This window comes from Neobacillus sp. NPDC093127 (genome assembly GCF_044754175.1).
Taxonomy (GTDB): domain Bacteria; phylum Bacillota; class Bacilli; order Bacillales; family Cytobacillaceae; genus Neobacillus.
In genome coordinates this window covers 20,742-46,341 of sequence record NZ_JBIVOP010000013.1, presented here as the reverse complement: position 1 = coordinate 46,341, position 25,600 = coordinate 20,742, and the positions used below count along the sequence as shown (strand labels likewise).

The 25,600-nt window shown below is 42.5% G+C and carries 23 protein-coding genes; 21 read left to right on the top strand and 2 right to left on the bottom strand.

The features are described 5' to 3' along the window. Positions 1–5 precede the first annotated feature (5 nt). From ACIQCO_RS17515 to cysI, 7 genes are all read left to right on the top strand, one after another. On the top strand, positions 6–1,073 hold the full coding sequence (locus ACIQCO_RS17515; RefSeq protein WP_400430631.1) for a sulfate permease: 1,068 nt from the start codon (positions 6–8) through the stop codon (positions 1,071–1,073). Positions 1,074–1,331: 258 nt separating this feature from the next. Then, the gene (gene sat / locus ACIQCO_RS17510; protein ID WP_400430630.1) at positions 1,332–2,480 is read left to right on the top strand and encodes a sulfate adenylyltransferase; all 1,149 of its coding nucleotides are present in this window, start codon (positions 1,332–1,334) and stop codon (positions 2,478–2,480) included. A 15-nt stretch (positions 2,481–2,495) separates the two neighbouring features. Continuing rightward, a complete protein-coding gene (gene cysC, locus ACIQCO_RS17505) occupies positions 2,496–3,095 on the top strand; it encodes an adenylyl-sulfate kinase (protein ID WP_400430629.1) in 600 nt (199 codons plus the stop codon). 20 nt (positions 3,096–3,115) lie between these two features. Continuing rightward, positions 3,116–3,892 carry a uroporphyrinogen-III C-methyltransferase gene (gene cobA, locus ACIQCO_RS17500; RefSeq protein ID WP_400430628.1) on the top strand — a complete coding sequence of 259 codons (777 nt, stop codon included), beginning with the start codon at positions 3,116–3,118 and terminating at the stop codon, positions 3,890–3,892. Between the two features lie 21 nt (positions 3,893–3,913). Next, entirely contained in the window at positions 3,914–4,639 is a 726-nt protein-coding gene (locus tag ACIQCO_RS17495; protein WP_400430627.1) for a sirohydrochlorin chelatase, read from the top strand. A gap of 517 nt (positions 4,640–5,156) precedes the next feature. Further along, on the top strand, positions 5,157–6,986 hold the full coding sequence (locus ACIQCO_RS17490; protein WP_400430626.1) for an assimilatory sulfite reductase (NADPH) flavoprotein subunit: 1,830 nt from the start codon (positions 5,157–5,159) through the stop codon (positions 6,984–6,986). 205 nt (positions 6,987–7,191) lie between these two features. Continuing rightward, positions 7,192–8,907 (top strand): assimilatory sulfite reductase (NADPH) hemoprotein subunit, encoded by a 1,716-nt coding sequence (gene cysI, locus ACIQCO_RS17485; protein WP_400430625.1) that lies wholly within the window; start codon positions 7,192–7,194, stop codon positions 8,905–8,907. A gap of 126 nt (positions 8,908–9,033) precedes the next feature. Here cysI and ACIQCO_RS17480 read toward each other — a convergent pair whose 3' ends face one another. Further along, complete coding sequence (locus tag ACIQCO_RS17480) at positions 9,034–9,771, bottom strand: metallophosphoesterase family protein (RefSeq protein WP_400430624.1); 738 nt, start codon at positions 9,769–9,771, stop codon at positions 9,034–9,036. Between the two features lie 63 nt (positions 9,772–9,834). After that, the gene (locus tag ACIQCO_RS17475) at positions 9,835–10,053 is read right to left on the bottom strand and encodes a hypothetical protein (RefSeq protein WP_400430623.1); all 219 of its coding nucleotides are present in this window, start codon (positions 10,051–10,053) and stop codon (positions 9,835–9,837) included. A gap of 315 nt (positions 10,054–10,368) precedes the next feature. Between ACIQCO_RS17475 and ACIQCO_RS17470 the strand changes: the two genes are divergently transcribed. The 14 genes from ACIQCO_RS17470 to ACIQCO_RS17405 all read left to right on the top strand — a co-directional run bounded on the left by ACIQCO_RS17470 (position 10,369) and on the right by ACIQCO_RS17405 (position 25,588). Next, on the top strand, positions 10,369–12,351 hold the full coding sequence (locus ACIQCO_RS17470) for an oxidoreductase (RefSeq protein ID WP_400430622.1): 1,983 nt from the start codon (positions 10,369–10,371) through the stop codon (positions 12,349–12,351). 215 nt (positions 12,352–12,566) lie between these two features. Continuing rightward, entirely contained in the window at positions 12,567–13,202 is a 636-nt protein-coding gene (locus tag ACIQCO_RS17465) for a pentapeptide repeat-containing protein (RefSeq protein ID WP_400430621.1), read from the top strand. Positions 13,203–13,370: 168 nt separating this feature from the next. Continuing rightward, positions 13,371–14,285, top strand: coding sequence for a WD40/YVTN/BNR-like repeat-containing protein (locus tag ACIQCO_RS17460; RefSeq protein WP_400430620.1), 915 nt, complete (start codon positions 13,371–13,373; stop codon positions 14,283–14,285). A 254-nt stretch (positions 14,286–14,539) separates the two neighbouring features. Next, positions 14,540–15,358: an SDR family NAD(P)-dependent oxidoreductase gene (locus tag ACIQCO_RS17455; RefSeq protein WP_400430619.1), complete on the top strand. Its 819-nt coding sequence runs from the start codon at positions 14,540–14,542 to the stop codon at positions 15,356–15,358. Positions 15,359–15,371: 13 nt separating this feature from the next. After that, entirely contained in the window at positions 15,372–16,415 is a 1,044-nt protein-coding gene (locus ACIQCO_RS17450) for a ketopantoate reductase family protein (RefSeq protein WP_400430618.1), read from the top strand. Beyond that, positions 16,409–17,059 carry a GntR family transcriptional regulator gene (locus ACIQCO_RS17445; protein WP_400430617.1) on the top strand — a complete coding sequence of 217 codons (651 nt, stop codon included), beginning with the start codon at positions 16,409–16,411 and terminating at the stop codon, positions 17,057–17,059. The genes ACIQCO_RS17450 and ACIQCO_RS17445 overlap by 7 nt, the downstream gene beginning before the upstream one ends. 23 nt (positions 17,060–17,082) lie before the next feature. Beyond that, a complete protein-coding gene (locus ACIQCO_RS17440; RefSeq protein ID WP_400430616.1) occupies positions 17,083–18,096 on the top strand; it encodes an ABC transporter ATP-binding protein in 1,014 nt (337 codons plus the stop codon). Continuing rightward, positions 18,050–19,045: an ABC transporter ATP-binding protein gene (locus tag ACIQCO_RS17435; RefSeq protein ID WP_400430615.1), complete on the top strand. Its 996-nt coding sequence runs from the start codon at positions 18,050–18,052 to the stop codon at positions 19,043–19,045. Before ACIQCO_RS17440 ends, ACIQCO_RS17435 begins: the two co-directional genes overlap by 47 nt. 23 nt (positions 19,046–19,068) lie before the next feature. After that, entirely contained in the window at positions 19,069–20,082 is a 1,014-nt protein-coding gene (locus tag ACIQCO_RS17430) for an ABC transporter permease (RefSeq protein ID WP_400430614.1), read from the top strand. Between the two features lie 15 nt (positions 20,083–20,097). Continuing rightward, the gene (gene nikC, locus ACIQCO_RS17425) at positions 20,098–20,916 is read left to right on the top strand and encodes a nickel transporter permease (protein WP_066086516.1); all 819 of its coding nucleotides are present in this window, start codon (positions 20,098–20,100) and stop codon (positions 20,914–20,916) included. Positions 20,917–21,000: 84 nt separating this feature from the next. Next, on the top strand, positions 21,001–22,635 hold the full coding sequence (locus ACIQCO_RS17420) for an ABC transporter substrate-binding protein (protein ID WP_400430613.1): 1,635 nt from the start codon (positions 21,001–21,003) through the stop codon (positions 22,633–22,635). A 73-nt stretch (positions 22,636–22,708) separates the two neighbouring features. Next, positions 22,709–23,650, top strand: a complete 942-nt coding sequence (locus tag ACIQCO_RS17415) for a M14 family metallopeptidase (protein WP_400430612.1) — start codon at positions 22,709–22,711, stop codon at positions 23,648–23,650. Between the two features lie 24 nt (positions 23,651–23,674). After that, positions 23,675–24,811 carry a M20 family metallopeptidase gene (locus tag ACIQCO_RS17410; RefSeq protein ID WP_400430611.1) on the top strand — a complete coding sequence of 379 codons (1,137 nt, stop codon included), beginning with the start codon at positions 23,675–23,677 and terminating at the stop codon, positions 24,809–24,811. A 60-nt stretch (positions 24,812–24,871) separates the two neighbouring features. Beyond that, positions 24,872–25,588, top strand: a complete 717-nt coding sequence (locus ACIQCO_RS17405; protein WP_400430610.1) for a creatininase family protein — start codon at positions 24,872–24,874, stop codon at positions 25,586–25,588. The last annotated feature ends 12 nt before the right edge of the window (positions 25,589–25,600 follow it).

Genomic DNA, 25,600 nt, shown 5'->3' with positions numbered 1-25,600 from the left:
AAGCGTTGCTTACAATCATTGCGATAACAATTGGGTTATTTTTTGCCATAAATATTGGGGCCAGTGGTGCGGCGGCTTCGATGGGAATCGCCTATGGAGCCGGTGTCGTGAAAAAACGGCTGGCCTTGCTGCTGTGCAGTATCGCTGTGTTCCTTGGTGCTTGGCTTGGCGGCGGTGAAGTAGTCAAAACGATCGGAAGCGGGATTGTCCCATCTAGTACATTTACCGTGCCTGTAGCCTTAATCGTATTAGCTTCAGCAGCATTATCATTGTTTTTGGCCAATATCTTTGGCATTCCGCTTTCTACAAGTGAAGTGGCAGTTGGATCTGTCGTTGGTGCCGGGATTGTTTATCAATCTGTGTTTGTCGGTAAGCTTGTCTGGATTATGTTTTTTTGGCTGCTTACACCTTTTACCGCGTTTTTCATCGCCATTGCTGCTTCGTTTTTGTTGGAAAATAGAAGGCTTAAAGGCTGGATGAAAACTCGGAAAGCTGTTCCATTTCTGTCTGTGCTGGTTGTGTTTATGGGTTTGTTCGAAGCCTTTTCAGCCGGGATGAACAATGTTGCCAATGCTGCCGGCCCACTTGTGGGTGCCAACATCCTCGCTGTTGGAAGTGGTATTTTCTGGGGTGGGTTGTTTGTCGCAGCGGGTGCACTGCTGCTGGGGCAGCGGGTCCTCGAAACGAATGGAAAAAAAATAACGACGCTGCGGCTCGAAGAAGGCTGTGTCATCTCGGGAACAGGTGCAACCATTGTAACCGTTGCCTCCGTATTCGGGATACCTGTTCCACTGACACAAATCACAACCTCATCCATCATAGGAATGGGGTTCGCCAAGCACGGCAAAGCGGTATTGAAAAAAGACATTGTTGTTCAGCTCCTGACAGTTTGGATTGTATCACCCGTCCTATCGATGGTGCTGTCATACACCCTCATCCAATTGATCATCGAACATAATTTTTACCCAATCATTGCCATGGTTGGAGTGCTGATCTCTGTTCTCGGCGTGTTGTCATTGATGAAGCGGCAGAAACCTGCAGGTGCGGTGCAGCAACAGATTGCAAAAGAATAGACAGTATTCGGTGGTGGAAGTGGGTAATCGAGAGAAAGCGGCGGTGAGTCGAGAGTAAATGGTGGGTATGCGAGTAAAAAGCGGTTAATTGCCAGTAAACGGTGGCAAGTCGCCAGTAAACAGTGGAGTGTCGCCAGTAAACGGCGGTTAATCGCCAGTAACGAGCGGAAAGTCGCCAGTAAACATCCGGCATCTGCCAGTAAGCGGCACATTTATGCCGGTATACAGTAAATTAATCGAAGAAAGGATTTGATTTACATGTCATTTTTACCAAAACCACATGGAGGAACGCTTGTTCAAGCCTTTAATCCAAACTATGACGTAGCGCATATCGAAAAAGAGCTGGAGATTGACGCGATTGCTTTGAGTGATTTGGAGTTAATCGGCGTGGGGCTGTTCAGTCCGCTGACCGGATTTCTAGGCAAAGCAGATTACCAATCGGTGGTCGACCAGATGCGTTTAGCGGATCAAACGATTTGGTCGATTCCTGTGACGCTCCCAGTACCCGCTGAAACGGCAGCTACCCTCACAGTCGGGGAAGAGATCAAGCTTATTTTTAAAAAAGAAGTTTATGGCGTGATTAAAGTAGCGGAATGGTATGAACCTGATCTAGACAAAGAAGCACTTGAGGTATATAAGACACTGGAACTTGCCCACCCGGGAGTCAAGCGGCTTTATGAACGAGGACCAGTCTACGTGGCTGGAGAAATCACTCTCGTAAAAAAACCAGAAAAAGGGGTTTTCGCCGATGTGTGGCTTGAGCCGAAGGAAACCCGGGCATTGTTTGAAAAAAAGGGCTGGAAGACAATAGTTGGTTTTCAGACGAGGAATCCGATTCATCGTGCACATGAATACATTCAAAAAGCGGCGTTGGAAACGGTTGACGGCCTTTTCGTCAACCCGCTTGTCGGCGAAACAAAGTCTGACGATATCCCTGCCGATGTCCGCTTGAAGAGCTATCGGGTCCTGCTTGAAAATTACTATCCTACAGAACGGGTCCATCTCGGGGTTTATCCTGCTGCCATGCGTTATGCAGGTCCAAGGGAAGCGATTTTTCATGCGATAGCCCGTAAGAATTTTGGCTGTACTCATTTCATCGTCGGCCGCGACCATGCTGGCGTCGGGAATTACTATGGCACGTATGATGCCCAGCTTATTTTCAGCGAATTTTTTGAAGGGGAACTTGGTATCCAGCCACTATTCTTTGAACACAGCTTTTATTGCAATAAATGCGAGGGGATGGCATCTGAAAAAACTTGCCCGCATAGCCATCATGATCGTGTCATTCTATCCGGAACAAAAGTTAGAGAGTTGCTGCGTGCAGGGAAGCTGCCGCCGTCCACTTTCAGCCGAAAAGAAGTTGTCGAAGTCCTGATTGAAGGAGTGAAAGAACATCTAACGGTGTAAGGAGGGAATTCAACCATGTCAAAATCAACAAATATCACCTGGCATGCCGAGGCAATAACGAAGTCTGACCGCCGTGTGCAAAATCGTCATGGAAGCTGTGTCCTCTGGTTTACTGGACTCTCGGGGTCCGGTAAATCAACTATTGCCAATGCTGTTTCAAGTGAATTGCACCGCCGGGGAATTAGTGAATATGTTCTTGATGGCGATAATATCCGTCATGGCCTTAACCGAGACCTTGGCTTTTCGGATTATGACCGGACAGAGAATATCAGGAGGATTGGCGAAGTGGCAAAACTATTTGTCGAGAGCGGCACCGTCCTGACAACGGCATTCATTTCACCTTTTCGTTCCGATCGTGACCAGGTCCGTGCCCTTTTTGAAAAAGAAGAGTTTATCGAGGTCTACATCGAGTGTCCGTTGGAAGAATGTGAACGCCGAGATCCAAAACAGCTTTATAGAAAGACACGCCGCGGTGAAATAAAGGATTTTACCGGGATAGATTCGCCGTATGAGGCGCCAGAACGCCCGGAAATTACCATCCGCTCCGACCTTTTGACAGTAAAGGATGCAGTCGGACAAATTTTTCAATACCTTCAAGAAAAAAACATCATTTAGTTGGGAAAGGTTGGGAAGCCATGGCTGGCAAGGTTTATTTAGTTGGTGCGGGACCAGGAGATCCAGATTTAATTACCGTTAAAGGACTGCGATGCCTCGAACAAGCCGATGTCATTCTCTATGACCGGCTCGTCAATCCCGAACTACTAAAGCATGCAAAAAAAGAGGCACAGCTGGTGTATTGCGGTAAGCTCCCCCATTTTCACACAATGAAACAGGAGACCATCAATTCCTTTTTGGTGAAATATGCAAAAAATGGGTATCAGGTTGTCCGCTTAAAAGGAGGAGACCCTTTTGTTTTCGGCCGCGGCGGGGAAGAAGCTGAGGAATGTGTCAAGCATGATGTTCCGTTCGAAATAATCCCTGGCATCACGGCAGGGATTGCGGTTTCTGCTTATGCGGGAATTCCTGTTACCCATCGTACCTTAAGCAAAAGTTTTGCGTTTATTACTGGACACCAGGCAGGCGATGTCGCAGCGGAGCACAAGTGGCACCATCTAGCAAATGGAGTCGATACCATTTGTGTCTATATGGGGGTTTCCCAGCTTTCAACAATAATATTGCAATTAATCCAGCATGGCAAACTACCGCAAACGCCAATTGCCGTTGTTCAGTGGGGGACATTAAGCGATCAGAGAACCGTGACAGGTACACTCGAGACAATCGAAGAACGGGTGAAAGTAGAAGGAATTTCTAATCCAAGCATGATTGTCATTGGCGAGGTTGTCCGTCTTCATAAAAAATTAAATTGGTTTCAGGAAGAAATTGTTCCCAATTTGCCGCTGGTTCATGGATAAAGGCAGAGGGGAGCGGTTAGGGTGAAAGCCATTTTATACATTGGCCACGGCACACGCTCTAAAAAGGGAGCGGAGGAAGCGAGGGCCTTTATCGAAAGAGTCATAGGTCGAATCGAGCTACCCATTCAAGAAATTAGTTTCCTTGAGCTGACTGAGCCGTCTATTGAGGAAGGCTTCAAGCAATGTGTAGATAAAGGTGCGACTGAAATTATTGTTGTTCCTGTGTTTCTGTTGGCTGCGGGCCACATCAAAACAGATATTCCGCAGGTCCTGTCTTTGCTACAGGTCAGATTTCCTCATATTGCGGTTCAAGTAAAGGATCCTTTTGGGATCCAGGAGAAAATTCTTGATGCAGCAGCTGAACTTGTCAGTGATGCTGCAGGTGCCTTAGAGCCGCAGGACCGTTTATTGATTGTTGGCAGAGGAAGCAGCGATCCTAAAATTCACGATAACTTTGCCATTATTGCGGAGGGGATTAGGAATCGGCTCGGAGTAAATCACGTATCGGTTTGTTATTTGGCCGCTGCAGAACCAAGGCTCCAGGAAGCTTTACAGACTATTTGTGTAAAAAATGATGGCAGAACGATTGTCGTCCCCTACCTATTATTTTCAGGCATGCTTATTGGCGAAGTAAACCAAGAGGTGCTTAAACGGCAAAAATTAGGTTTTGAAATTCTCGGTACCGGCCCATTGAGCGGGCATCAGATGTTTGAGAATATCGTGGTCGAAAGGGCAATAGGAAAATAAGTTTAGGCGGCTATATGGAAAAGCTATTCATAGTGCCCGTCGCCCGGAAAAAAGAGCGTTCATGGGCACTATAAGAGGTTCATAGTGCCCGTCGACCGGAAAAAAGAGCATTCATGGGCACTATAAGAGGTTCATAGTGCCCGTCGCACAGAAAAAAGAGTGTTCATGGGCACTATAAGAGGTCATAGTGCCCGTCGCACAGAAAAAAGAGCGTTCATGGGCACTATAAGAGGTTCATAGTGCCCGTCGGACGGAAAAAAGAGCGTTCATGGGCACTATAAGAGGTTCATAGTGCCCATCGGACGGAAAAAAGAGTGTTCATGGGCACTATAAGAGGTTCATAGTGCCAGTCGCGCGGAAAAAAGAGCGTTCATGGGCACTATAAGAGGTTCATAGTGCCCGTCACCCGGAAAAAAACGTATCCACGGACACTATGACCTTCACAAACCCAAAAAAAGTTTGCGGCACACCGCCACATATCGATAAACAACTTTTATACCATAGCGAGGTGGTAATATTGCAACTTCAAGTATTAAACAGCCCTTTTAATCAGGAGCAGGCAGAGCTCCTAAATCGCCTTCTGCCGACCCTGACGGAATTACAGAAATTTTGGCTCAGCGGTTTTCTCACTGCATCTCAGATGAATACCGCATTGGGAACAGCAGATGCACAGGTGACACAACAAAAGAAGATACAACAACATACGAAAGAACAAACAATCCAAAAAGAAATAACCATTCTTTACGGATCACAGACGGGCAATGCCCAGGGGCTAGCGAAGAAGGCTGCGAAAACGCTTGAGGGGAGCGGTTTTCAAGTAACCGTCACATCGATGAGCGATTTTAAACCAAATAATCTAAAAAAGGTCCAAACCCTTCTGATTATCGTCAGCACCCATGGAGAAGGTGACCCGCCGGATAGTGCGCTCACATTCCATGAATTTATTCATAGCAAACGGGCACCGAAGCTTGAAGACCTTCATTTTTCCATATTAGCGCTTGGCGACAGTTCGTATGAGTTTTTCTGTCAAACGGGAAAAGAGTTCGACCAACGCCTTGAAGAACTCGGCGGTACCCGGCTATATCCGCGCTTTGACTGCGATGTCGATTATGATGAACCAGCGGCAGAATGGCTGGAAGGAGTCCTTGGCAGCTTAGGGGATGCACAGGGCGAAAGTCCAACTCCGTCGCAATCAATAGCCCATCAAGCAGTAGAATCGGTATACGACAGATCCAATCCATTTCAAGCAGAGGTACTTGAAAATATCAATTTGAACGGCCGGGGCTCGAATAAGGAAACGCGTCATCTTGAGATATCCCTTGAAGGTTCAGGCCTCACATTCGAACCGGGAGACAGCCTGGGTATTTACCCGGAAAACGATCCAGCACTAGTCGACCTGCTTATTGAGGAAATGAAATGGAATCCAGAGGAACTGGTGACGATTAAACCGGGAGATGTTCGGCCTCTTAGAACAGCCTTACTTTCCCACTATGAAATTACGATTCTAACAAAACCGCTGCTGGAGAAGGCGGCACAGCTTTCAGCGAATAAGAAATTAAAAGAGTTGACCATACCGGGAAATGAACAAATGGTAAAGGCGTACCTTGATGGACGAGATTTACTAGATTTAGTTCGTGATTTTACCCCTTGGATTTGTTCGGCACAGGAGTTTGTAAGCATTCTTCGAAAAATACCGGCCCGGCTGTATTCAATTGCAAGCAGTTTAGCAGCCAATCCGGATGAAGTCCATTTAACCATTGGTGCCGTCCGCTATGATGCGCACGGGCGTGAACGAAATGGCGTCTGCTCGATTTTGGCAGCTGAGCGACTTAAACCAGGGGACACATTGCCAGTTTATATTCAATATAACGAAAACTTTAAGCTGCCGCAGAACCCAGAAACACCGATCATCATGGTTGGCCCGGGGACAGGTGCAGCGCCGTTCCGCTCCTTTATGCAAGAGCGTGAAGAAACCGGGTTCCCCCAAGGGAAATCTTGGCTGTTCTTCGGAGACCAGCATTTCGTCACCGATTTCCTTTACCAAACCGAATGGCAAAAATGGCTGAAGAACGGCACACTGACGAAAATGGACGTTGCCTTTTCACGTGACACCAATCAAAAGGTATATGTGCAACACCGGATGCAAGAAAACAGCAAGGAATTGTTCGAGTGGCTTCAAGACGGAGCAGCGGTTTACATTTGCGGCGATGAGAAACACATGGCCCATGATGTCCATCAAACGCTCCTCACCATTATCGAAAAAGAAGGCGGCATGAGCCGGGAAAAGGCAGAGGAATATCTAACACAGATGCAACAGAACAAACGGTATCAGCGTGATGTATATTGATTTTATCGAAAAAGGGGCGGAGCGCCGAATAAACGAATCATTTAAACGATTTGGGTGAAGCTCTCCATTTTTCACTTCGAAAAGATGAAGCAAAGCTCTGCTCACACCGCCTATATTGACTAGATGGTTCTCTGAATATTTTTACAAAGTAATCGGTAGTGTAGAACGCCATATTCGTTATGAAGTGAAGGGAGATTTTTTCAAAATGGTGAAGAAAATTTTAACAGCGCCAGCGGGAGCACCAAGCGATGTTGAGCGTATTAAAGAAAAAAGCAACTATCTGCGCGGCACTTTAGTGGAGGTTATGCAGGATTCAATCAGCGCCGGTATTCCTGATGATGATAACCGCCTAATGAAACATCATGGCAGCTATTTGCAGGATGACCGTGATCTCCGCAATGAGCGGCAAAAACAAAAACTAGAGCCAGCGTATCAGTTTATGCTCCGTGTCCGTGCTCCGGGTGGAGTGGTTACACCTGAACAATGGCTTGTATTAGATGAGCTTGCAGAAAAGAATGCGAACGGAACGATTAAACTGACGACACGGCAGTCGTTTCAAATGCACGGTATTTTAAAGTGGAACATGAAAGAAACGATTCAGGAGATTCATCAGTCCCTTTTGACAACACTTGCGGCGTGCGGCGATGTAAATCGGAACGTGATGTGTAACCCGAATCCTGATCAATCTGAAATTCATTCCGAAGTGTATGAATGGGCGAAATATTTGAGTGATTATTTATTACCTCGCTCAAGAGCGTATCATGAAATTTGGCTCGATGAGGAAAAAGTGGCAGGTACACCAGAAATTGAGGAAGAACCAATGTACGGGGCACTCTATTTGCCGCGGAAATTTAAAATTGGAATTGCTGTCCCGCCCTCGAATGATATCGACGTTTTTTCACAGGATCTTGGTTTAATTGCGATTGTAGAGGATGGCAAACTTATTGGTTTTAACGTGGCAATCGGCGGCGGGATGGGGATGTCACACGGCGATAAGGCGACCTACCCACAAGTAGCAAAGGTCATTGGCTTCTGCCCGCCAGACAAAGTGGTGGAGCTGGCAGAACAAACGATTACGATTCAGCGCGATTACGGGAACCGTTCTGTTCGGAAAAATGCCCGCTTCAAGTACACAGTAGACCGCCTCGGACTCGAAGCGGTTAAGGCAGAATTGGAAAAACGACTTGGCTGGAGCTTGGAGGATGCAAAACCATATCAGTTCCATCACAATGGCGATCGCTACGGTTGGATAAAAGGAATGCAAGGAAAATGGCATTATACGCTGTTTATCGAAAATGGCCGCGTTGCAGATTTTGTGAATTACAAACTCAAAACAGGCTTACATGAACTTGCCAAAATCCATACGGGTGATTTCCGGCTGACAGCAAATCAAAATCTAATCATTGCGAATGTATCAAGTCAGGAAAAGAAAACAATAAATGAACTAATGGAAAAATACGGCCTGTCCGACGGCAAACATCACTCCGCATTAAGACGCAGCTCGATGGCGTGCGTCGCACTTCCAACGTGTGGTTTGGCAATGGCAGAATCAGAACGCTATTTACCGGAACTTATCGATAAAATTGAGGAAATTGTCGATGAAAATGGCCTGCGTGACGAAGAAATTACGATTCGGATGACAGGATGTCCGAATGGCTGTGCCCGTCCTGGACTCGCGGAAATTGCCTTTATTGGCAAAGCGGTCGGCAAATATAACATGTATCTTGGCGCAGCCCGCAACGGGAGCCGCTTGAACAAAATGTATCGCGAAAACATTGGCGAAGCTGCAATCTTAAGCGAGCTGCAAGTACTCCTTTCCCGCTTTGCCAAAGAACGCCGGGAAGGTGAGCACTTCGGTGACTTTGTGATCCGCACGGAGATTGTAAAAGCAACAACGGACGGAACGAATTTTCATGGATAATGAGGATAAAAAGAGACAGGGGTGCTGTCTCTTTTTTTCGCATCAAAAAATCAGTCACCAAACTATTTTCCGAATCAAAAAAACAGCCGCCATTGGCAGCTGAAGTGAACATGCGAGCGAAGGCAATCACAGGTATTGTAGATGCTGATTTCCATGAAACATTTTCAAAATATACTCGGAATCCGGTACCTTCAACCTGTTGTATCCTAATAAAAATTCTTTATTATCGTAAGGTACTTCTTTAAATGTTACGCCGATTTCACCGTGTTCGCCGATGGACAAAATTGCGTAAGAGGCGAGCGGCTTCGGATAACATCCCAGCGAACAGGGATTAAGATAGAGCCTTTTCTTCGTTTTAAAATGATGGATTACATGATGATGGCCAAAACAGACGATATCAGCAGATGAATCTCGGTAATGGAAGTCCAATTTTTCAATGGTGGGTTCATAATCAACTGATAAAAATTCACCGAGTTCATCTAAATGATAGTGGACAAAAATAAATTTTTTTCCATTATATTCAGCATCAATTGTTGTTGGAATGGCCAATAAGTATGGCAGGAATTTCCGGTCTAAATGGGAGGCAATCCACTCGTGGTGCACCCTTTCCCTTTTCTTACTATAAGGTTCTCTGCCTGCGATGATATCTAGGATTGCTTCATCATGATTTCCCAATACAAAAGAAATATCGCCACGAGAAAAAAGCAATTCAAGCACTTCATTTGTTTCATAGCCAATTCCGACTATATCTCCTAAACAATAGATGTGGTCAATTTTCCCTTCTGGGCCAATATCGTCAAGTACAGCTTTTAAAGCAGATTGATTGCCATGAATATCTGAAATAATAGCGATTTTCTTCTCCATACCATAATCTCCGTTTTTGACTAGTTTCCCTATTTTGGTAAAAAATAATCAGAAAAATTTTTATCATCTTTTTTTCTTTTTAGAATTATCGATAACCACATTAGTTTTTTTGACGGTTTCTAAGATTACATGTACATGAATATTTTTTTCATCCATTTCAATTACACTTGAAACCTTTGCTTTACGACCTTTAATTTTTACCTCTTCCCCAACAGATGGTACCCGTTTTAGCAACTGAGTTAATAAAACATTTTTCTTTTCTAAAAAATGAACAGCAAACATTTGGGCTCACCTACTCCATATAGTATCTGTTACAAAAAAGCTCATATTTTACGCTTCATATAAAATATTTAACAATAGATAGATTTAGACCTATTCACTACAATACAAACTTTAAAAAATTACTGAAATTCTCGATCCATATTATCAACGCAGCCTTTTGGTGTGGAAATTGGTGCCTGACACCTTTTAGGCTAAAAATTGACACCTCAAATTCACAAAGTATCAGATGCGTTCGTTTATAATTAGTGTTGGAAATATTTACTTTACAATCGTTTATGTGAAACGTTGAGCAACCTAAAAGGAGGCGTTAGTTTTATGAAGTACCGTCATCTATTTGAAAAAGGAAGAATCGGCAGTTTGGTTTTGAAGAATAGAATTGTGATGCCTGCAATGGGAACGAATCTGGCAGGCCCGAATGGGGAAATCACAGACCATCAGATTGCCTATTATGAAGAACGAGCAAAAGGGGGAACCGGGTTAATTATTGTTGAATATACGTCAATCGATTATGAATTTGGCAGAGCCGCATTTAATCAACTAAGAATAGATGAACATCGTTTCATACCGGGGATTCATCGGTTAGCAAATGCTGTCCAAAAATATGGCGCAAAACTTTTTGTTCAGCTGCAACATCCAGGCAGAGAAACCACTTCCATGGTATTAGGCGGCGGGAGACAAATCGTAGCGCCAAGTCCGGTTACTTGTGCGGCAATTGGCGAAGAACCAAGAGAATTAACAACTGCAGAAGTAAAAGAAATCGTGAATAAATTTGTGATGGGTGCGGTTAGATGTCAACTTGCCGGCGTTGACGGGGTCGAGCTTCATGGGGCACATGGCTACTTAATAAACCAATTCCTGAGTCCTAATACCAATTTGCGGACCGATGAATATGGCGGCAGCTTTGAAAATAGAATGAGATTTGTCGAGGAAATCATTGTTGGCATTAAGGAAAAATGCGGCTGGGATTTTCCGGTTACGATTCGCCTAAGTGTAGACGAGTTTGAAGAAGGTGGAACGAATGTAGAATTAAGCAAGGAAATTTGCCGTTACTTGGAAAAAGTCGGGGTAGATGCCATTCACGCTAGCTGCGGAAACTATAATTCTTTGAATAAAATAATCGAATCGATGTTGTTCGACCAAGGGGGGAGAGTGTACCTTGCGGAGGAAATGAAAAAAGTAGTGAAGATCCCAGTGATTACCGTTGGGGTTATTCGTGAACCGGCATTTGCCGACAACATTTTAGCCGAGGGCAGAGCTGACTTTATTGCGATGGGACGTTCCCACCTCGCTGACCCGGAATGGGCGAAGAAAGCATTGGAAGGCCGTGATCAGGAAATTAGGAAGTGTATTTGCTGCCTAAATTGTACAAGGTCATCCGCTCACGTTCTGTGTGCACTTAACGTTAGAACTGGCCGAGAACTGGAGTTTAAGGAAATCAAACCGATTGAAGATAAGCGAAAGGTGGCTATCGTTGGCGGCGGACCTGGCGGAATGGAAGCGGCAAGAGTTCTTACTTTAAAAGGATACGACGTTACCATATTTGAACAGGACAATAGGCTTGGCGGGCAATTGAACCTTGTTACCGCTCCAAAAGCAAAAGAGAAAATGAATTGGATGATTCAATATCATAGCAATGAAATGGAACGATTAAAGGTGGATGTGCGCCTAAATACTAAGGCTTCTATTGAAATGATTAAAGCTTTAAATCCCTATGCTGTATTCTTAGCAACTGGTGCCAAACCAATCATTCCGGACATAGAGGGAAATGATCTTACGAATGTATGTGACTATGAAGATGTTCTTTTAGAACGCAAAGCATTTAATGATAAAAGAATTGCCGTAATTGGTAGTGGGATGGTTTGCTATAGCGTAACCCGCCAGCTTGCGGAAAAGGGGAACGCTGTCACATTGATTGACATCCCTACTGCCACTGGCGAAAAAGTCTCAGCCCACACCAGATTGATGCTGTTGGATCGTTTGAAAAAGGTAAATGTCGAGATTATCGAAGGTCAGAAAGTAGCAAAGCTCCTGCCAAATTCCGTTATCGTCGAGGATGAAGTATCAGCTGCGCAAACTGAATTTGAAGTCGATCATGTTGTATTCTCCATGGGGACAGAGGCCTATAATCCACTAGAAGAGCTCTATCGAAGCCATTTTGATAATGTCTTTGTATTAGGTGACGCTAACAATCCAGGTTCCATTACAGGTGCGATTAAAGATGGATTTGAAATGGCCTACGTTATTGAGTCGCTAGTTTCTAAAAGGAATGCAGCGGAAGAACTGGCAGGAACTAACTGAATAGATGAAACAAAGAACAGGGTCCATAGATAGGAACCTGTTCTTTATTTTTGACTCACTTCTAAAAGGATTGTTGTTTTTTGTGGGGATTCGATATTTGATACGATTGGCGCTGGCTCATATGCTTCCCTTGATGTAAGATAGATTTTATCATGAATAAATAATACGCTATATATTTTAAAAATCCACTAATCTTCGATGAAAGAGGCATAGATATGAAAATTGACTCACCTAAAATTTCAGTTGAATTACCTGCAAGGAATTTCCAAGATATTTTTTATGAAGAAGATCATGAATTAGAAATGTGTCAGGTCGTTGACTCCGTATTTGAAAATGAAACGGTTGGCCGAGTGCGATTATCGAATATGGTGATAAAGAATTGCCGCTTCAACCATACCGATTTTAAAAATATTGATATTACGGATGTGCTGTTTGAAAACTGCGATTTATCCAATGCCAATTTGAGTAAGTCTTCCATACACAGAGTGGTATTCAAAAATAGTAAATTAGTAGGTGTGGATTTTACCGAATCACGTTTTGGAAATGCTCAGTTTGATAATTCCGTCTTAAACTTGACGACATTTGCAAATTCAAAGCTTGAAAAAGTAAAATTTCAGGAAACGTTATTAAAAAGTACCGATTTTTTTGAATGTAAATTAAAAAGCGTTGAATTTCAACATTGTAATCTTGATGGCGCAAACTTTGATCAAACGCCACTAAAAGGAATTGATATTAGTACTTCCACATTTGATACACTGACCGTGGCAATAGAGGATTTAAAAGGCTGCAAGGTCTCATCTTATCAAGCAATTCAATTTGCTACATTAATGGGATTGGTCATCAAAGAGTAGGAAATTTCGGTGCCGAATTCTCGATTGCTAACCATTAGTGCAGCGGGTGTCAGGCACCGGTACGATTCTGAATATATACATAGATATTCTATGTATATTTGTAGTATAATAGTTGTGAATAAAATAGAAGAAGACGGGAGCCGATTTTTTCGTGAGGTGTTTTGATAAGTGAAAAATATCCTACTTGGGATTAGCAGTTTAATGGTGGCACTCTTAATCATCGCCTTGATTTATTTCCAATCTTCAATTGAACCGAGAAAACCTCAAGAAAATCAAATAACGGATACAAAAGATAAACAAAAGGTACCAATCCAATTTGCTAATCAAGCCATTGAGTACTCGCTTCAATACGACTATCTCAAGATTACCTTCGATAAAGGCGAAACCTGGAAGACTGTTCCAATTGCCAAAGATAAACTATTTGAAGGCGAGTACAGCGGCAATAAACAAGAGCTTATAGAAAAAAGTTATATCCTTTCAAAAAATCGGATCGCATTTTTATATTCAGATGGCCCTGATTGGTCCGCTAAAAAAATTATTTTGAAATATTCGCTGGATCAAGGTGACCATTGGCAGGATGCTGTTGTCACCGAACAATATCCATCGCTCCGGTTTCGAAAAGTAGATTTTTTGAATGAAAATTTTGGTTATGTCATTCTTACCGGAGATCGGACGGTGTCACAGGAAATGTCCAATGTCTATGTCACCCATGATGGCGGCAAGTCGTGGAAGGAAACGAATCCAACGAACGTGACAAGGTTAATAAAAGACGGTGGCTTTGTGGATGAACATACAGGTTTCTTATCCTCTGGATTTATAAATCCAGAAGAACCTGATCTAAATGTGACGCAAGATGGTGGTGATTCCTGGGTGAGTGCATCGATTCCGATTCCTGATCAATATAATAAAATTTTTGTTACCGCCGAACTGCCCTTTAAAGAAGAAGATCATTTAGCCGTCCTTATTAATCAAGGGCCATCCGGTGATTATCAAGGCGGAAAGGTAAAAGGGAAGTTTCTTTCGAAAGATAACGGCCTGACATGGGAGTTTTCCGCGGAGGTACAAGCAAATGAAACAAAATAGGGATCAAATGAGAAGAATCTGTGTCTGGGTTCTTTTCTTTTTATCTATTGATATCTTCAAACATCTGATTAGACGGGAAATTTGGTACCTGCCCCTTAGAAGGCTAACGAGTTAGCCTAGCAGAGGGGCAGGTTTTTAATTTACTAATATAATTCTTTAAGTTTCTCTTTTTGAAATAATTAAAAATATTCCAAAAATTCTTTGACATTCTGAAAAGCATTCGGTTATGATAAAAAACAAAGAGGTGAGATGATATGTTTGAAAGTGTTAACAGTTTACACTTTTCGCTGTTTACAGGAAAAACAGTAGTAGTGACGGGGGCCGCACATGGAATAGGTGCAGCGATCTGTTGTGCATTTACGGGTCAAGGTGCCAATGTAATTGGGACGGATATCTTAGCTGAGGAACTAGAACAGGTTAAAAATGAAATAAATGGCCGGTTTAAGGATTCTGATCATCTAACTCAATTTGATACCTTTTCATGTGATATTACGAAGGAAAGCGAAGTAATAGACCTGATTAAATACATAATTGATAAATATAAGAAAATTGATATCCTGGTGAATAACGCAGGCGGGGTTTGTGGACAGGTGAATCAACCAATAGAAGATGTTCAGGAAGATGAATGGCGAAAAATATTTAATGTAAATCTAGATGGGGCTTTTTTTACAACAAAAGCTGTCGCCCCCTATATGAAAAAACAAAAGTATGGACGGATTATCAATATTTCTAGTGGAGCCGGTCGAAGTACTAGTTTAACAGGTATTCAAGCATATGCGAGTGCCAAAGCTGGTCAAATTGGATTTACCCGTCAAATGGCTCAGGAATTAGGTCCATTCGGAATAACGGTTAATAATATTGCACCAGGATTTGTCCTCTCCAATCCCTCTACCCGTAAACAGTGGGAAAGAATGACTAAATCGCAACAAGAGGGCTTAATTCAATCTATTTCTGTGAAACGACTTGGAGAACCAGTAGACATCGCAAATCCAGTGTTATTTTTTGCCTCAGATTTTGCTAGCTATATTAGTGGTCAAACGATTTCGGTAGATGGAGGGCAACAATTATTTTAGGGGGGCTGGGGACGTGGATATTACCATTATTGGGGCAGGTGCAATCGGAGGTGTCCTAGGGGCTTACCTTGTAAAGGATGGGAAACCAGTTACCTTTTGTGATATTGCTGAAGACCATATTAACAAAATGAATGCCGATGGTTTAACCATTGAGGGACCGGATCAAACTTTTACAGTGAAATGTTCGGCGTATACACCTAACGAATTAATCAGAAGGGGAAAAATGCTAGATACAGTTTTTTTATGTGTGAAAGCGCAGCACACAGAAGAAGCCGTTAGATCAGTATTGCCATTATTATCGGAAAATTCAAAAATAATATCGTTTCAAAATGGTCTTTGTGAAAATGTGATTTCAAAAATCATCGGGAAAGAAAGAACGATTGGCTGCTTTGTTAATTTTTCTGCGGATTATTTATCCCCTGGGAGGATTCTTTATGGAGGGGTTGCCTCCATCTATTTAGGGGAGTTAGACGGATCAATAACGAAAAGGCTGCTGGATTTACAGGAACTTTTAACATGTTGGGGACCAGTTGAGGTAACAAACAATATTTGGGGCTATTTATGGGGGAAACTTTCCTATGCAGGGCTTTTATTTGCAACGGCATTAGTGGATGAAACAATGGCAGCAGTTGTGCGAAACCAGGAGTTTCGTCCAACGCTGATGGAACTATGTTCAGAAATACTAGAGGTTGCAGCGTTGGAAGGAATCCAGCCTGTAGGCTTTGATGATTGGGAACCAACCTATGTCTATCCAAGAGAGACTAGAGATGAACTTATTTTGAACGCACAATTAGAAAAACTCGCTAAGCGGATGGCAATTAATAAAAAGGCGAAAAGTGGAATCTGGCGGGATTTAGCAGTAAGAAAGCGGAAGACAGAAATCGATTTTCAATTAGTCCCAGTTATTGAAATCGGCGCAATCCACCAAATTCAAATGCCTTTAACTCGATTACTTATTTCCCTCATCAAAGATATTGAATCAGGGGCTGCTCAAATGGATTGGAAAAATTTATCTAAACTAAAAGAAAGATATGAATCCGGTGAAACAGCATGTTAATAAACTATCAAAATCTTTCGGATCACGTGGCTGGTTTAATTAGGAAAATGATTATGAATGGAACTCTTAAACCAGGAGAAAAAGTAAATCAAGTGCAGCTTGCGGAAAAATTAAACATATCAAGGGGACCCATTCGTGAAGCGTTAAGAATGCTTCAGAATGAAGGATTGATCAATCATGAAACAAATAGGGGCACATTTGTTACAACATTATCTAACCAGGATGCGTATGAAATCTATACAATGCGAGCCTTGCTTGAAGGAAAAGCAGCTGAATTGGCTGCACCAAACTTAACAACCAATGACTTTTTGAGATTAGAAGAATTATTGGCGGAATTTAAAACGGCCTATCAAGAGGAAGATTTGGAACAAGAGGCAAAATGCGATATTTCTTTCCATCATACGATTGTGCTGGCTTCAAAGCATCAACGATTAATTCATATGCACCAGCAGCTAGATACTCAGGTTGGAGCAATGTTTCTTACTGTAGCAAGCGTAGTTCCTGAAAGGGCAAAGCTCGTGGTCGATATCCACAAACATCTTTTAGATGTCCTAAAATCAAAAGATTTAGAGAAGGTAAAAAAGGCATTTTCCGATCATTATCTACACACCCTTAAAGATTTGAAAAAAATGGATGTTTTTTGACATTAGGAGGAGGTGTTTTACCTATGCTGCTTCAAGTGAAAAGCGTAGCTCTTTCATTAAAAAGAGAAGGAAAATACACAAAAATTTTAGATGATGTTTCTTTTCAAGTTGAAAAAGGAGAAACAGTAGGAATTGTCGGCGAGTCTGGCTGCGGAAAAAGTTTAACGGCTTTATCTATCATGAGACTTCTACCTGAAAAGGCAAAGCTTGAAGGATCGATTCTCTTGGATGATGAGAATGTGACCGAATTTTCTAAACGGCGCCTGGAAAAAGTTCGCGGAAATCAAATGTCGATGATCTTTCAAGATCCGCTTACCTCTTTAAACCCGCTTCATACAGTTGGAAGGCAAATCGAAGAGGCGCTAATCCTTCACACGGATAGTAACAAGGCGGAGCGAAAGCGAAGAGTCATTCAATTGTTAAAGGAAGTCGGCTTGCCAAGGGCTGAAGACCTTGTGAATGAATACCCTCATCAATTATCAGGCGGTATGAGACAAAGAATTATGATTGCGATTGCGATGGCTTGTCATCCAAAGTTATTAATTTGCGATGAGCCAACGACGGCTTTAGATGTAACCGTTCAAGCGCAAATCCTCGATTTGATGAACCATCTTAAACAAATAAATGATATGGGGATTATTATGATTACCCATGATCTTGGTGTAGTTGCTGAAGTTTGCGACAAGGTAATTGTGATGTATGCCGGAAAAGTGGTGGAACAAGCAAATGTAAAGGAGTTATTCCTAAACCCTAAGCACCCCTATACGAAAGGGTTGCTTGAATCAATACCTAAACTAGGGAAAAGAAAGGAAAAACTGGGTTCCATTTCTGGGATGGTTCCATCACCTGATCAGATGCCGTCAGGATGCCGATTTTACGATCGATGCAGTAAGAAAATGGATATTTGCAAACAGGAAATTCCGCCGATGCAAGAGGTTGGAGAAGATCATTTAACAGCATGCTGGTTGTTTAAGAAGGAGGTGGAAGAGGATGTCACTTCTCGAAGTAAAGGATTTGAAACAACACTTCACCATTAAAAAAGGGTTTTTAGGTGAAAAGAAAATAGTAAAAGCTGTTGACGGTGTTAACCTCCACATTGAACACGGTGAAACATTGGGTATTGTCGGGGAATCTGGCTGCGGAAAATCCAGTCTTGGCCGCACGATTCTCCAACTTTTAAAACCGACTTCAGGGGAAATCATTTTTAACGGGAAAAACATTACCCATCTGCCGAGAAGAGAAATGAAATCTGTCCGTAAAGATATGCAGTTAGTCTTCCAGGATCCTTATGCTTCCTTAAATCCAAGGAGTAAAATTCGGAGTATTCTAGAGACTCCATTGATTGTCCATGGAATGAATAACAAGGCAGAACGAATGAAAATAATTGAATCTTTAATCGATAAAATCGGGATTCGAAAAGAGCAGTTAGATCGGTATCCTCATGAATTTTCCGGAGGTCAAAGGCAAAGGATTGGCATTGCCCGCTCGCTAACGTTAAACCCGAAACTCATTATTGCCGATGAACCTGTGTCTGCCCTGGACGTGTCTGTCCAATCGCAGGTTTTGAATTTGATGGTCGATCTGCAAAAGGAATTTAATTTAAGTTATATGTTCATTTCCCATGATCTTTCCGTTGTTCAACATATTTCCGATCGCGTTGCGGTGATGTATTTAGGGAAAATTGTGGAGATTGCCAATGTCGAAGATTTATATAAGAATCCGTTGCACCCCTATACAAAGGCTTTATTAACGGCTGTGCCTCAGCCAGATCCGACGAAGAAACGAGAAAGGATCATCTTACAAGGTGATCTCCCAAGCCCGGTGAATCCGCCAAGTGGATGCCCTTTCCATACAAGATGTCCAGTAGCAACAGCAGAATGTAAAACGGAGGTTCCTGAACTGAGGGAAAAGGAAATGGGCCATTGGGCGGCTTGTATCCATGTTCAGCCAGCCCAACTGGAAAAGCCGCGGCTCATTATTTCATAACAAATTGAAGGAGGGGAGTAGGAATGGATGCGCTCCGTTACATAATAAAGAGACTCTTACTAATGTTTCCGATCCTTTTTGGCATCACTGTCTTGACTTTCTTTATCTCAAATACAATTCCCGGCGATCCGGCAAGATTAGCTGCAGGACCTCATGCCGATGCAAAGGTAATTGAAGAACTCCGTGAAACAATGGGATTGAATAAACCGCTATATGTTCAATATGGAACGTATATGAACAACCTGGTCCATGGTGATTTTGGATTTAGTAACTTTAGCCACCAGCCAGTAATCGAGGATATTAAGGCTTATTTTCCAGCCACGCTTGAATTAACGTTATTCTCGATGTTCATCACTATTTTAATAGGGATACCTTTTGGCGTCATTAGTGCGAATAAGAAGGATAAAATAGCAGATCAGTTTACACGTGTCATGTCGTTAATGGGAGTTGCCATGCCTGCGTTTTGGCTCGGAATTTTACTTCTCCTCTTTTTTTATCTCCAACTCGGTATACTTCCGGGATCTGGACGGTTGGACACGGGGCTGTCGCCTCCAGTAACGATTACCGGTATGTATACTCTTGATGCATTACTATCGGGGAATTGGACGGTTTTCCAATCAGCAATCATTCATCTCATTCTACCTGGTATTACTCAAGCAGCGGTAACGATTGGGATGATTACAAGGATGACGAGATCCAGTATGCTTGAAGTTTTAAAAAGTGATTATGTTAGAACCGCCTATGCAAAAGGAGGGACAGATACGAGGGTGCTTTACGGGCATGCATTACGAAATGGAATGATGCCAATTTTGACGCTGCTTGGAATGACATTTGGCCATTCCCTAGGCGGCAGTGTCCTTGTAGAATCGGTCTTTTCCTGGCCTGGTTTAGGGAAATATGCGGTAAATGCAATTACGTATTTGGATTTTCCTGCCGTTATGGCCGTTACGATGCTGATTGCTATTTTATTTATTACGGTTAATTTGATTATTGATATACTCTATCAAGTTATCGATCCGAGACTAAATTATGATTAAGGGGAGGCAGAGTGAATGGCTAGACGTTTATTCTCCAGTCCATTAACGTTGATTGGACTTTTCATCGTATTAATGATCATTGTTCTTACCATTTTTGCTCCCTGGATTTCCCCAAAGGATCCATTGGAAGTAAACTTGGGACAGAAATTGCTGCCGCCGAGTTCAGAGCATTGGTTTGGAACTGATGAGGTAGGAAGGGACATTTTTAGCCGGATTATTTATGGCACTAGAATATCTTTAAAAATTGGTTTGCTAGTGGTTGTGATTGCTTTTCCAGTAGGAACCGTGCTCGGTGCGATTGCTGGTTTTGTCGGTGGAGTGGTTGATCAAATTATCATGAGGATTACCGATATTTTTCTTTCATTTCCAGGAATCATTCTTGCTATGTCGATTGCTGCAGCCCTTGGACCTTCGATTGAAAACGTACTGCTTGCTCTCGCCATCACGTGGTGGCCTTGGTATACACGGATTGTCCGTTCCTCCGTATTATCCATTAAGAATGCGGAGTTTGTCGAATCGGCACGAGTGATTGGCGCAAATCCCATTAGGGTCCTGTTCAAGGAGATTATCCCCAACTCGATTGCACCGGCCAGCATTCAAGCATCCCTTGATCTCGGGTTTGTTATTCTCGCAGCCGCGGGCTTGAGCTTTATCGGTTTAGGGGCCCAGCCGCCGTCACCAGAGTGGGGTGCGATGCTTTCGTCCAGTAGAGAAATTTTACGTGATGCCTGGTGGGCTGCTACGTTTCCTGGTTTAGCTATCCTAGTGACAGTTCTTGGTTTTAATCTTTTAGGTGACGGATTACGAGACCTATTAGATCCGAAAAACCGCTGAGTGTTCCGAATTGAAAGGGGTGATCGCACCGTAAAAAACTAAGTTCCACAAAACCAATGTTAACTATTACGAGGGGGAAAACGAATGAGGAAAAACAATTTTGCAATAAAAATGCTTGTTTTAGCTTTGACGCTTCTGTTGGCGTTGACTGGTTGTAATAAATATAACCAGGAAACAACAAAAACAACTCCGGATGGAAAGGACAACCAGCCAAAGCAAACAGAGAAAACAGGTTCTGGAAATCCAGATGTCTTTAATTATGCTACTAACCAAGATATTCCACACCTAGACCCGCACGGCACATCGTCCAATACTTCGTTTCGCGTAACCTATATGCTTTATGATCGTCTTGTTACCTACGATGGAACGGACACAGAAATCAAACCGCAGTTGGCTGAAAAATGGGATTTGCCTGAAGATGGGGTAACCTATACATTTTATTTAAATAAAAATGCGAAGTTTCATGATGGGACGCCAGTAACCGCTGAGGCAGTAAAGTATTCTTATACACGTGCATTAAAAATTGGTAAATCAGCCGCTGGACAATTCAATGGAGTTATCGATGAAAATAGCTTTGAAATTGTTGATGAACATACCATCAAAATAAAATTACTTAAACCGTTTTCTCCATTCTTGAAAACACTTGGAACCGTGTTTGGAAATATCGTCAACCCTAAACTTGCTGAACATGAGGGGAATGATAATGGCGAAGCTTATCTAGCGGACAAAGAAATGGGCTCAGGACCCTTCGTGTTAGATTCTTGGGCTCGCGGTCAAAAGCTCGTTTTGAAAGCAAACAACGATTACTGGGGAGAAGTGCCTAAATTAAAAACAGTCAATATCCAAATTGTTAATGAGCCAGCCACTGCACGCTTAATGCTTGAAAAGGGGGAGCTTGACTTACTAGACGATACGATGCTTTCCCCGGATGTATTAAAACAAATGGAAGGCGCAGATGGGATTGAGATCCTTAAATCTCCAGGATACGCAATAGATGATATTTCGATGAATATTGAGAAAAAACCATTAGATAATGTTAAAGTGCGTCAAGCGATTGCCCATGCCGTAAATTATGATTCGATTATTAACGACGTATTATTAGGCGCAGGGGAACGGATCGGCGGGATCATTCCAAAAGGAATGTTTGGCTACAATGACGCTGTGAAACTGTATGACTTTGATCTCGAAAAAGCAAAAGAACTTCTAAAAGAAGCTGGTCAGGACAAAGGCTTTAAATTAGAAATTGCCATTTCAGAAAATAACGAAGTTCGCAAAAACATCGCCGTCATGCTGCAAAGTGACTTTAAAAAGATTGGGATTGATCTTGAAATTAAATCATTGGCATGGCCAACATACCTGGATTTAGTTACGAGTGGTAAGCACCAGTTAGCAATTGGCGGATGGACCCCAGATTACGCGGATCCAGATTACAATCTTTGGTATTTTGCCCACTCTTCCAGTAAAGGTCCTGGATTTAACCTAGCATTCTATGACAATAAGAAAGTGGATCAATTATTAGAAGAAGGCAGACAAACGGTTGATGAAGGCAGACGTGAAGAAATCTATAAAGAAATTCAAACCATCATGGCCGAGGATGTTCCATATATTTTCCCTTCGCAGCGTAAAGTCCAAGTACCAGTGAGAACATGGGTAAAAGGATTTGAAATCAATCCGATGAACACTTGGTATGTGCCATTCCAGAAGTTAACCAAAGACTAATATCATTCTTGCAGAGCGATCGTTATTTTTTATACGGTCGCTTTGCCCCATTTTTTTCTATAGGAGGTTTGACATGTGGAATTTTGGTAACCTTTCTGTTGGCCGCGGAGAAAAAGTGAAGGGATATTTACAATTTCCTCTGATTGAAGAAAAATTGCCTGTGTTTTTAATTAATGGAGAAGTAGAAGGACCTACAGTGCTCATTCTCGGGGGAATCCATGGCTGTGAGTATACATCAATCGATGCCGCGCTCGAAGTCGGTAAAACGCTATTGCCAAATGAAGTAAAAGGGAAAATCGCTGTTATCCCGATTGCAAACCCAAGGTCCTTTTATGCGCGAAGCATCTATGTTCATCCAGAGGACAATAAAAATTTAAACCGTTCCTTTCCTGGTAAAGAAGACGGAACTGCCGCGGAAAAACTGGCATACTGCCTAAATGAAACAGCCATTAAAGAGGCTGATTATATCATTGACTTACACGGCGGTGACATGATTGAAGCGTTAGTTCCTTTTACAATTTATCATGTAAGCGAGAATGCTGAAGTAACAGAGAATTCAAGAAGGTTAGCTTCATTATTTGGAATTGAATATGTTGTCGGCTCCACAGGGCAAGTAGGTGGCTCGACATATAGCACTGCTGCCTTACAGGGAAAAGTGGCCATCATTGCGGAAGCTGGTCAACAAGGAATTTTAGACAAAGAAAACTCGCAGCTTTTACAAGAGGGAGTAAGAAATGCAATGCGCTCAATCGGTGCATTGGATGGTGCGGTTAAACATACACCGGCAAAACTATTAAATACTTTCGATTGGTCATTCGCCGATTACACAGGATTATGGTATCCAAATGTGGTTATTGGTCAAAGTGTTATGAAAGGGGAATTACTTGGGGAAATCACCGACGAATTCGGTGAATCCATCAAAAAATACTATGCGGAAACGAATGGTGTTGTTTTGTTTTTAGTTACGTCCTTGGCCATTAATTTGAAAGATCCACTGTTGGCGATAGGGGATTAAATAGCAATGAAAGGAAGAGGATAGGTGTCAACTATACTAAATTTCTTAAAAGAGAACCAAGATTCTATTACTAAAACATTAATGGGGTTAACAAGGGCAGAATCACCATCGCATACAAAAGAGCTCGTTGACCAATGTGGTGATGTGTTAAAAGCAGAATTTGAATCCTTGGTTGGCGGTACAGTAGAAATAATTAGGAAAAAAGAAGTAGGGAATCAGTATAAATTTACATATGGAACAGGAGATGAAACGGAACAAATTTTAATCATCGGGCATATGGATACGGTTTGGGACAAGGGAGCCATCCCCATCAAGCAAGATAGAGATATTCTTTACGGGCCGGGTGTGTTTGATATGAAAGGCGGTTTGACGATCACACTTTGGGCCCTTAATGCGTTACGAGAAAAAGGCGTCCAAGGAAAACGAAAAGTTGTCTTTCTTGTCACGACAGATGAAGAAATCGGAAGTGAGCACTCGAAGGAAATCATTCTTGAGGAAGCAAGGAAAAGTTCGGTTGTGTTCGTACCTGAATCGAGTATCAGTCCTCATGCCTCCGTCAAAACGGAGCGAAAGGGGGCGGGGCAATTTACCCTAAAGATAACAGGGGTTTCTGCTCATGCCGGCATAAATGCGTGGGATGGTGCAAGTGCGATCGAAGAATTAGCCTATCAAATCATCGATTTAAAAAAACTAGCTAATCGGGAGGAGGGAATATCCGTCAATGTCGGTGTGATCAATGGCGGAACGAGAGTGAATGTAATTGCAAAAGAAGCAATCGCCGAGATTGATGTACGGATTACCAAGAAGAATCAGGCCGAAAAGCTGGTTCGGCAAATTAGGAACCGACCTGTTTTTGTCGAGGGGACAAAGGTAGAAATAACTGGGGAAATCGAACGATATCCATTAGAAAGAACAGATTCGGTTGTTGAATTATACCAACAGCTGAAAGAAATTGCTCAAACACATGGTTACGACCTTGGCGAAGGCTTTTCGGGAGGGGCAAGTGATGGCAATTTTACAGCCGGACTTGGGGTACCTACAATCGACGGACTTGGACCACAGGGAGATGGGGCACATTCAGAAAACGAACATGTTTTTATATCGAATCTTCCTTACAGAGCAGCATTATTAGCAGAAATTATTTTGAAGCATATCCATTAGGTTTTTAGAAGGCACGAAAATCTACTAGACAGAAAAACAATCTAAAGAGGTGAACTCGCGATGTATATGATGAATTTAACCGCAAAGCAATTTACAGAGGTAAAAAAAACGGTGACTACAGTTCTTTTACCAATTGGAATGATGGAGACTCATGGCCCGCATTGTTCTTTAGGGACAGATGTGTGGATCCCAAGAGAATTTGTCCGCCGTTTAGACTTATTGATTGGGGAGAAAGTGTTGATCGCTCCAGAAGTTCCCTATGGGCATTCTTGGGGATTAGCGCCATTTGATGGAACAATCGACATCTCAGCTGAAGCGTTTTCCGCTTATGTGTATGAGATTGGCAAAGAGTTTCATAGAAATGGTTTGAAAAATATCATCCTCTTTAACGGTCATGGCGGGAATATTGCCAGTTTAACTAGTGTTGTTGAAAAACTTGCTGATTTAGGAATGAATGTCTTAACGATTAACTGGTGGGTAGATTATCGGGAACAAATTTTAGAGATTACAAAGGGACCAGGTCATGGCGGCGAGGACGAAACGTCTTTAATTCTTGCTATTGATGAAAAGCTTGCGGACCCAAGTCTTGTTGGAAATCACGAATCGAAGTTAAATCCGAAAATCAAATTTGAAAAAATGGGAACTGTGTTATTCAAAGATGGATATTTAGGTGATGCAGGTAGTGCTACTGCAGAGAAAGGCGAAAAGCTATACGAAATGATGCTTCAATTGATTTTATCTGACATTGAAGATCTATGGAGAATGGCTGCAAAATAATTTTTTAAAAAA

Bases quoted from the DNA above. Each gene is read 5' to 3' on its own strand.
- sat (WP_400430630.1), top strand. From the start codon at position 1,332: ATGTCATTTTTACCAAAACCACATGGAGGAACGCTTGTTCAAGCCTTT.
- cysC (WP_400430629.1), top strand. From the start codon at position 2,496: ATGTCAAAATCAACAAATATCACCTGGCATGCCGAGGCAATAACGAAG.
- cobA (WP_400430628.1), top strand. From the start codon at position 3,116: ATGGCTGGCAAGGTTTATTTAGTTGGTGCGGGACCAGGAGATCCAGAT.
- cysI (WP_400430625.1), top strand. From the start codon at position 7,192: ATGGTGAAGAAAATTTTAACAGCGCCAGCGGGAGCACCAAGCGATGTT.
- ACIQCO_RS17480 (WP_400430624.1), bottom strand. From the start codon at position 9,771: ATGGAGAAGAAAATCGCTATTATTTCAGATATTCATGGCAATCAATCT.
- ACIQCO_RS17475 (WP_400430623.1), bottom strand. From the start codon at position 10,053: ATGTTTGCTGTTCATTTTTTAGAAAAGAAAAATGTTTTATTAACTCAG.
- ACIQCO_RS17470 (WP_400430622.1), top strand. From the start codon at position 10,369: ATGAAGTACCGTCATCTATTTGAAAAAGGAAGAATCGGCAGTTTGGTT.
- ACIQCO_RS17465 (WP_400430621.1), top strand. From the start codon at position 12,567: ATGAAAATTGACTCACCTAAAATTTCAGTTGAATTACCTGCAAGGAAT.
- ACIQCO_RS17455 (WP_400430619.1), top strand. From the start codon at position 14,540: ATGTTTGAAAGTGTTAACAGTTTACACTTTTCGCTGTTTACAGGAAAA.
- ACIQCO_RS17445 (WP_400430617.1), top strand. From the start codon at position 16,409: ATGTTAATAAACTATCAAAATCTTTCGGATCACGTGGCTGGTTTAATT.
- ACIQCO_RS17440 (WP_400430616.1), top strand. From the start codon at position 17,083: ATGCTGCTTCAAGTGAAAAGCGTAGCTCTTTCATTAAAAAGAGAAGGA.
- ACIQCO_RS17435 (WP_400430615.1), top strand. From the start codon at position 18,050: ATGTCACTTCTCGAAGTAAAGGATTTGAAACAACACTTCACCATTAAA.
- ACIQCO_RS17430 (WP_400430614.1), top strand. From the start codon at position 19,069: ATGGATGCGCTCCGTTACATAATAAAGAGACTCTTACTAATGTTTCCG.
- nikC (WP_066086516.1), top strand. From the start codon at position 20,098: ATGGCTAGACGTTTATTCTCCAGTCCATTAACGTTGATTGGACTTTTC.
- ACIQCO_RS17420 (WP_400430613.1), top strand. From the start codon at position 21,001: ATGAGGAAAAACAATTTTGCAATAAAAATGCTTGTTTTAGCTTTGACG.
- ACIQCO_RS17415 (WP_400430612.1), top strand. From the start codon at position 22,709: ATGTGGAATTTTGGTAACCTTTCTGTTGGCCGCGGAGAAAAAGTGAAG.
- ACIQCO_RS17405 (WP_400430610.1), top strand. From the start codon at position 24,872: ATGTATATGATGAATTTAACCGCAAAGCAATTTACAGAGGTAAAAAAA.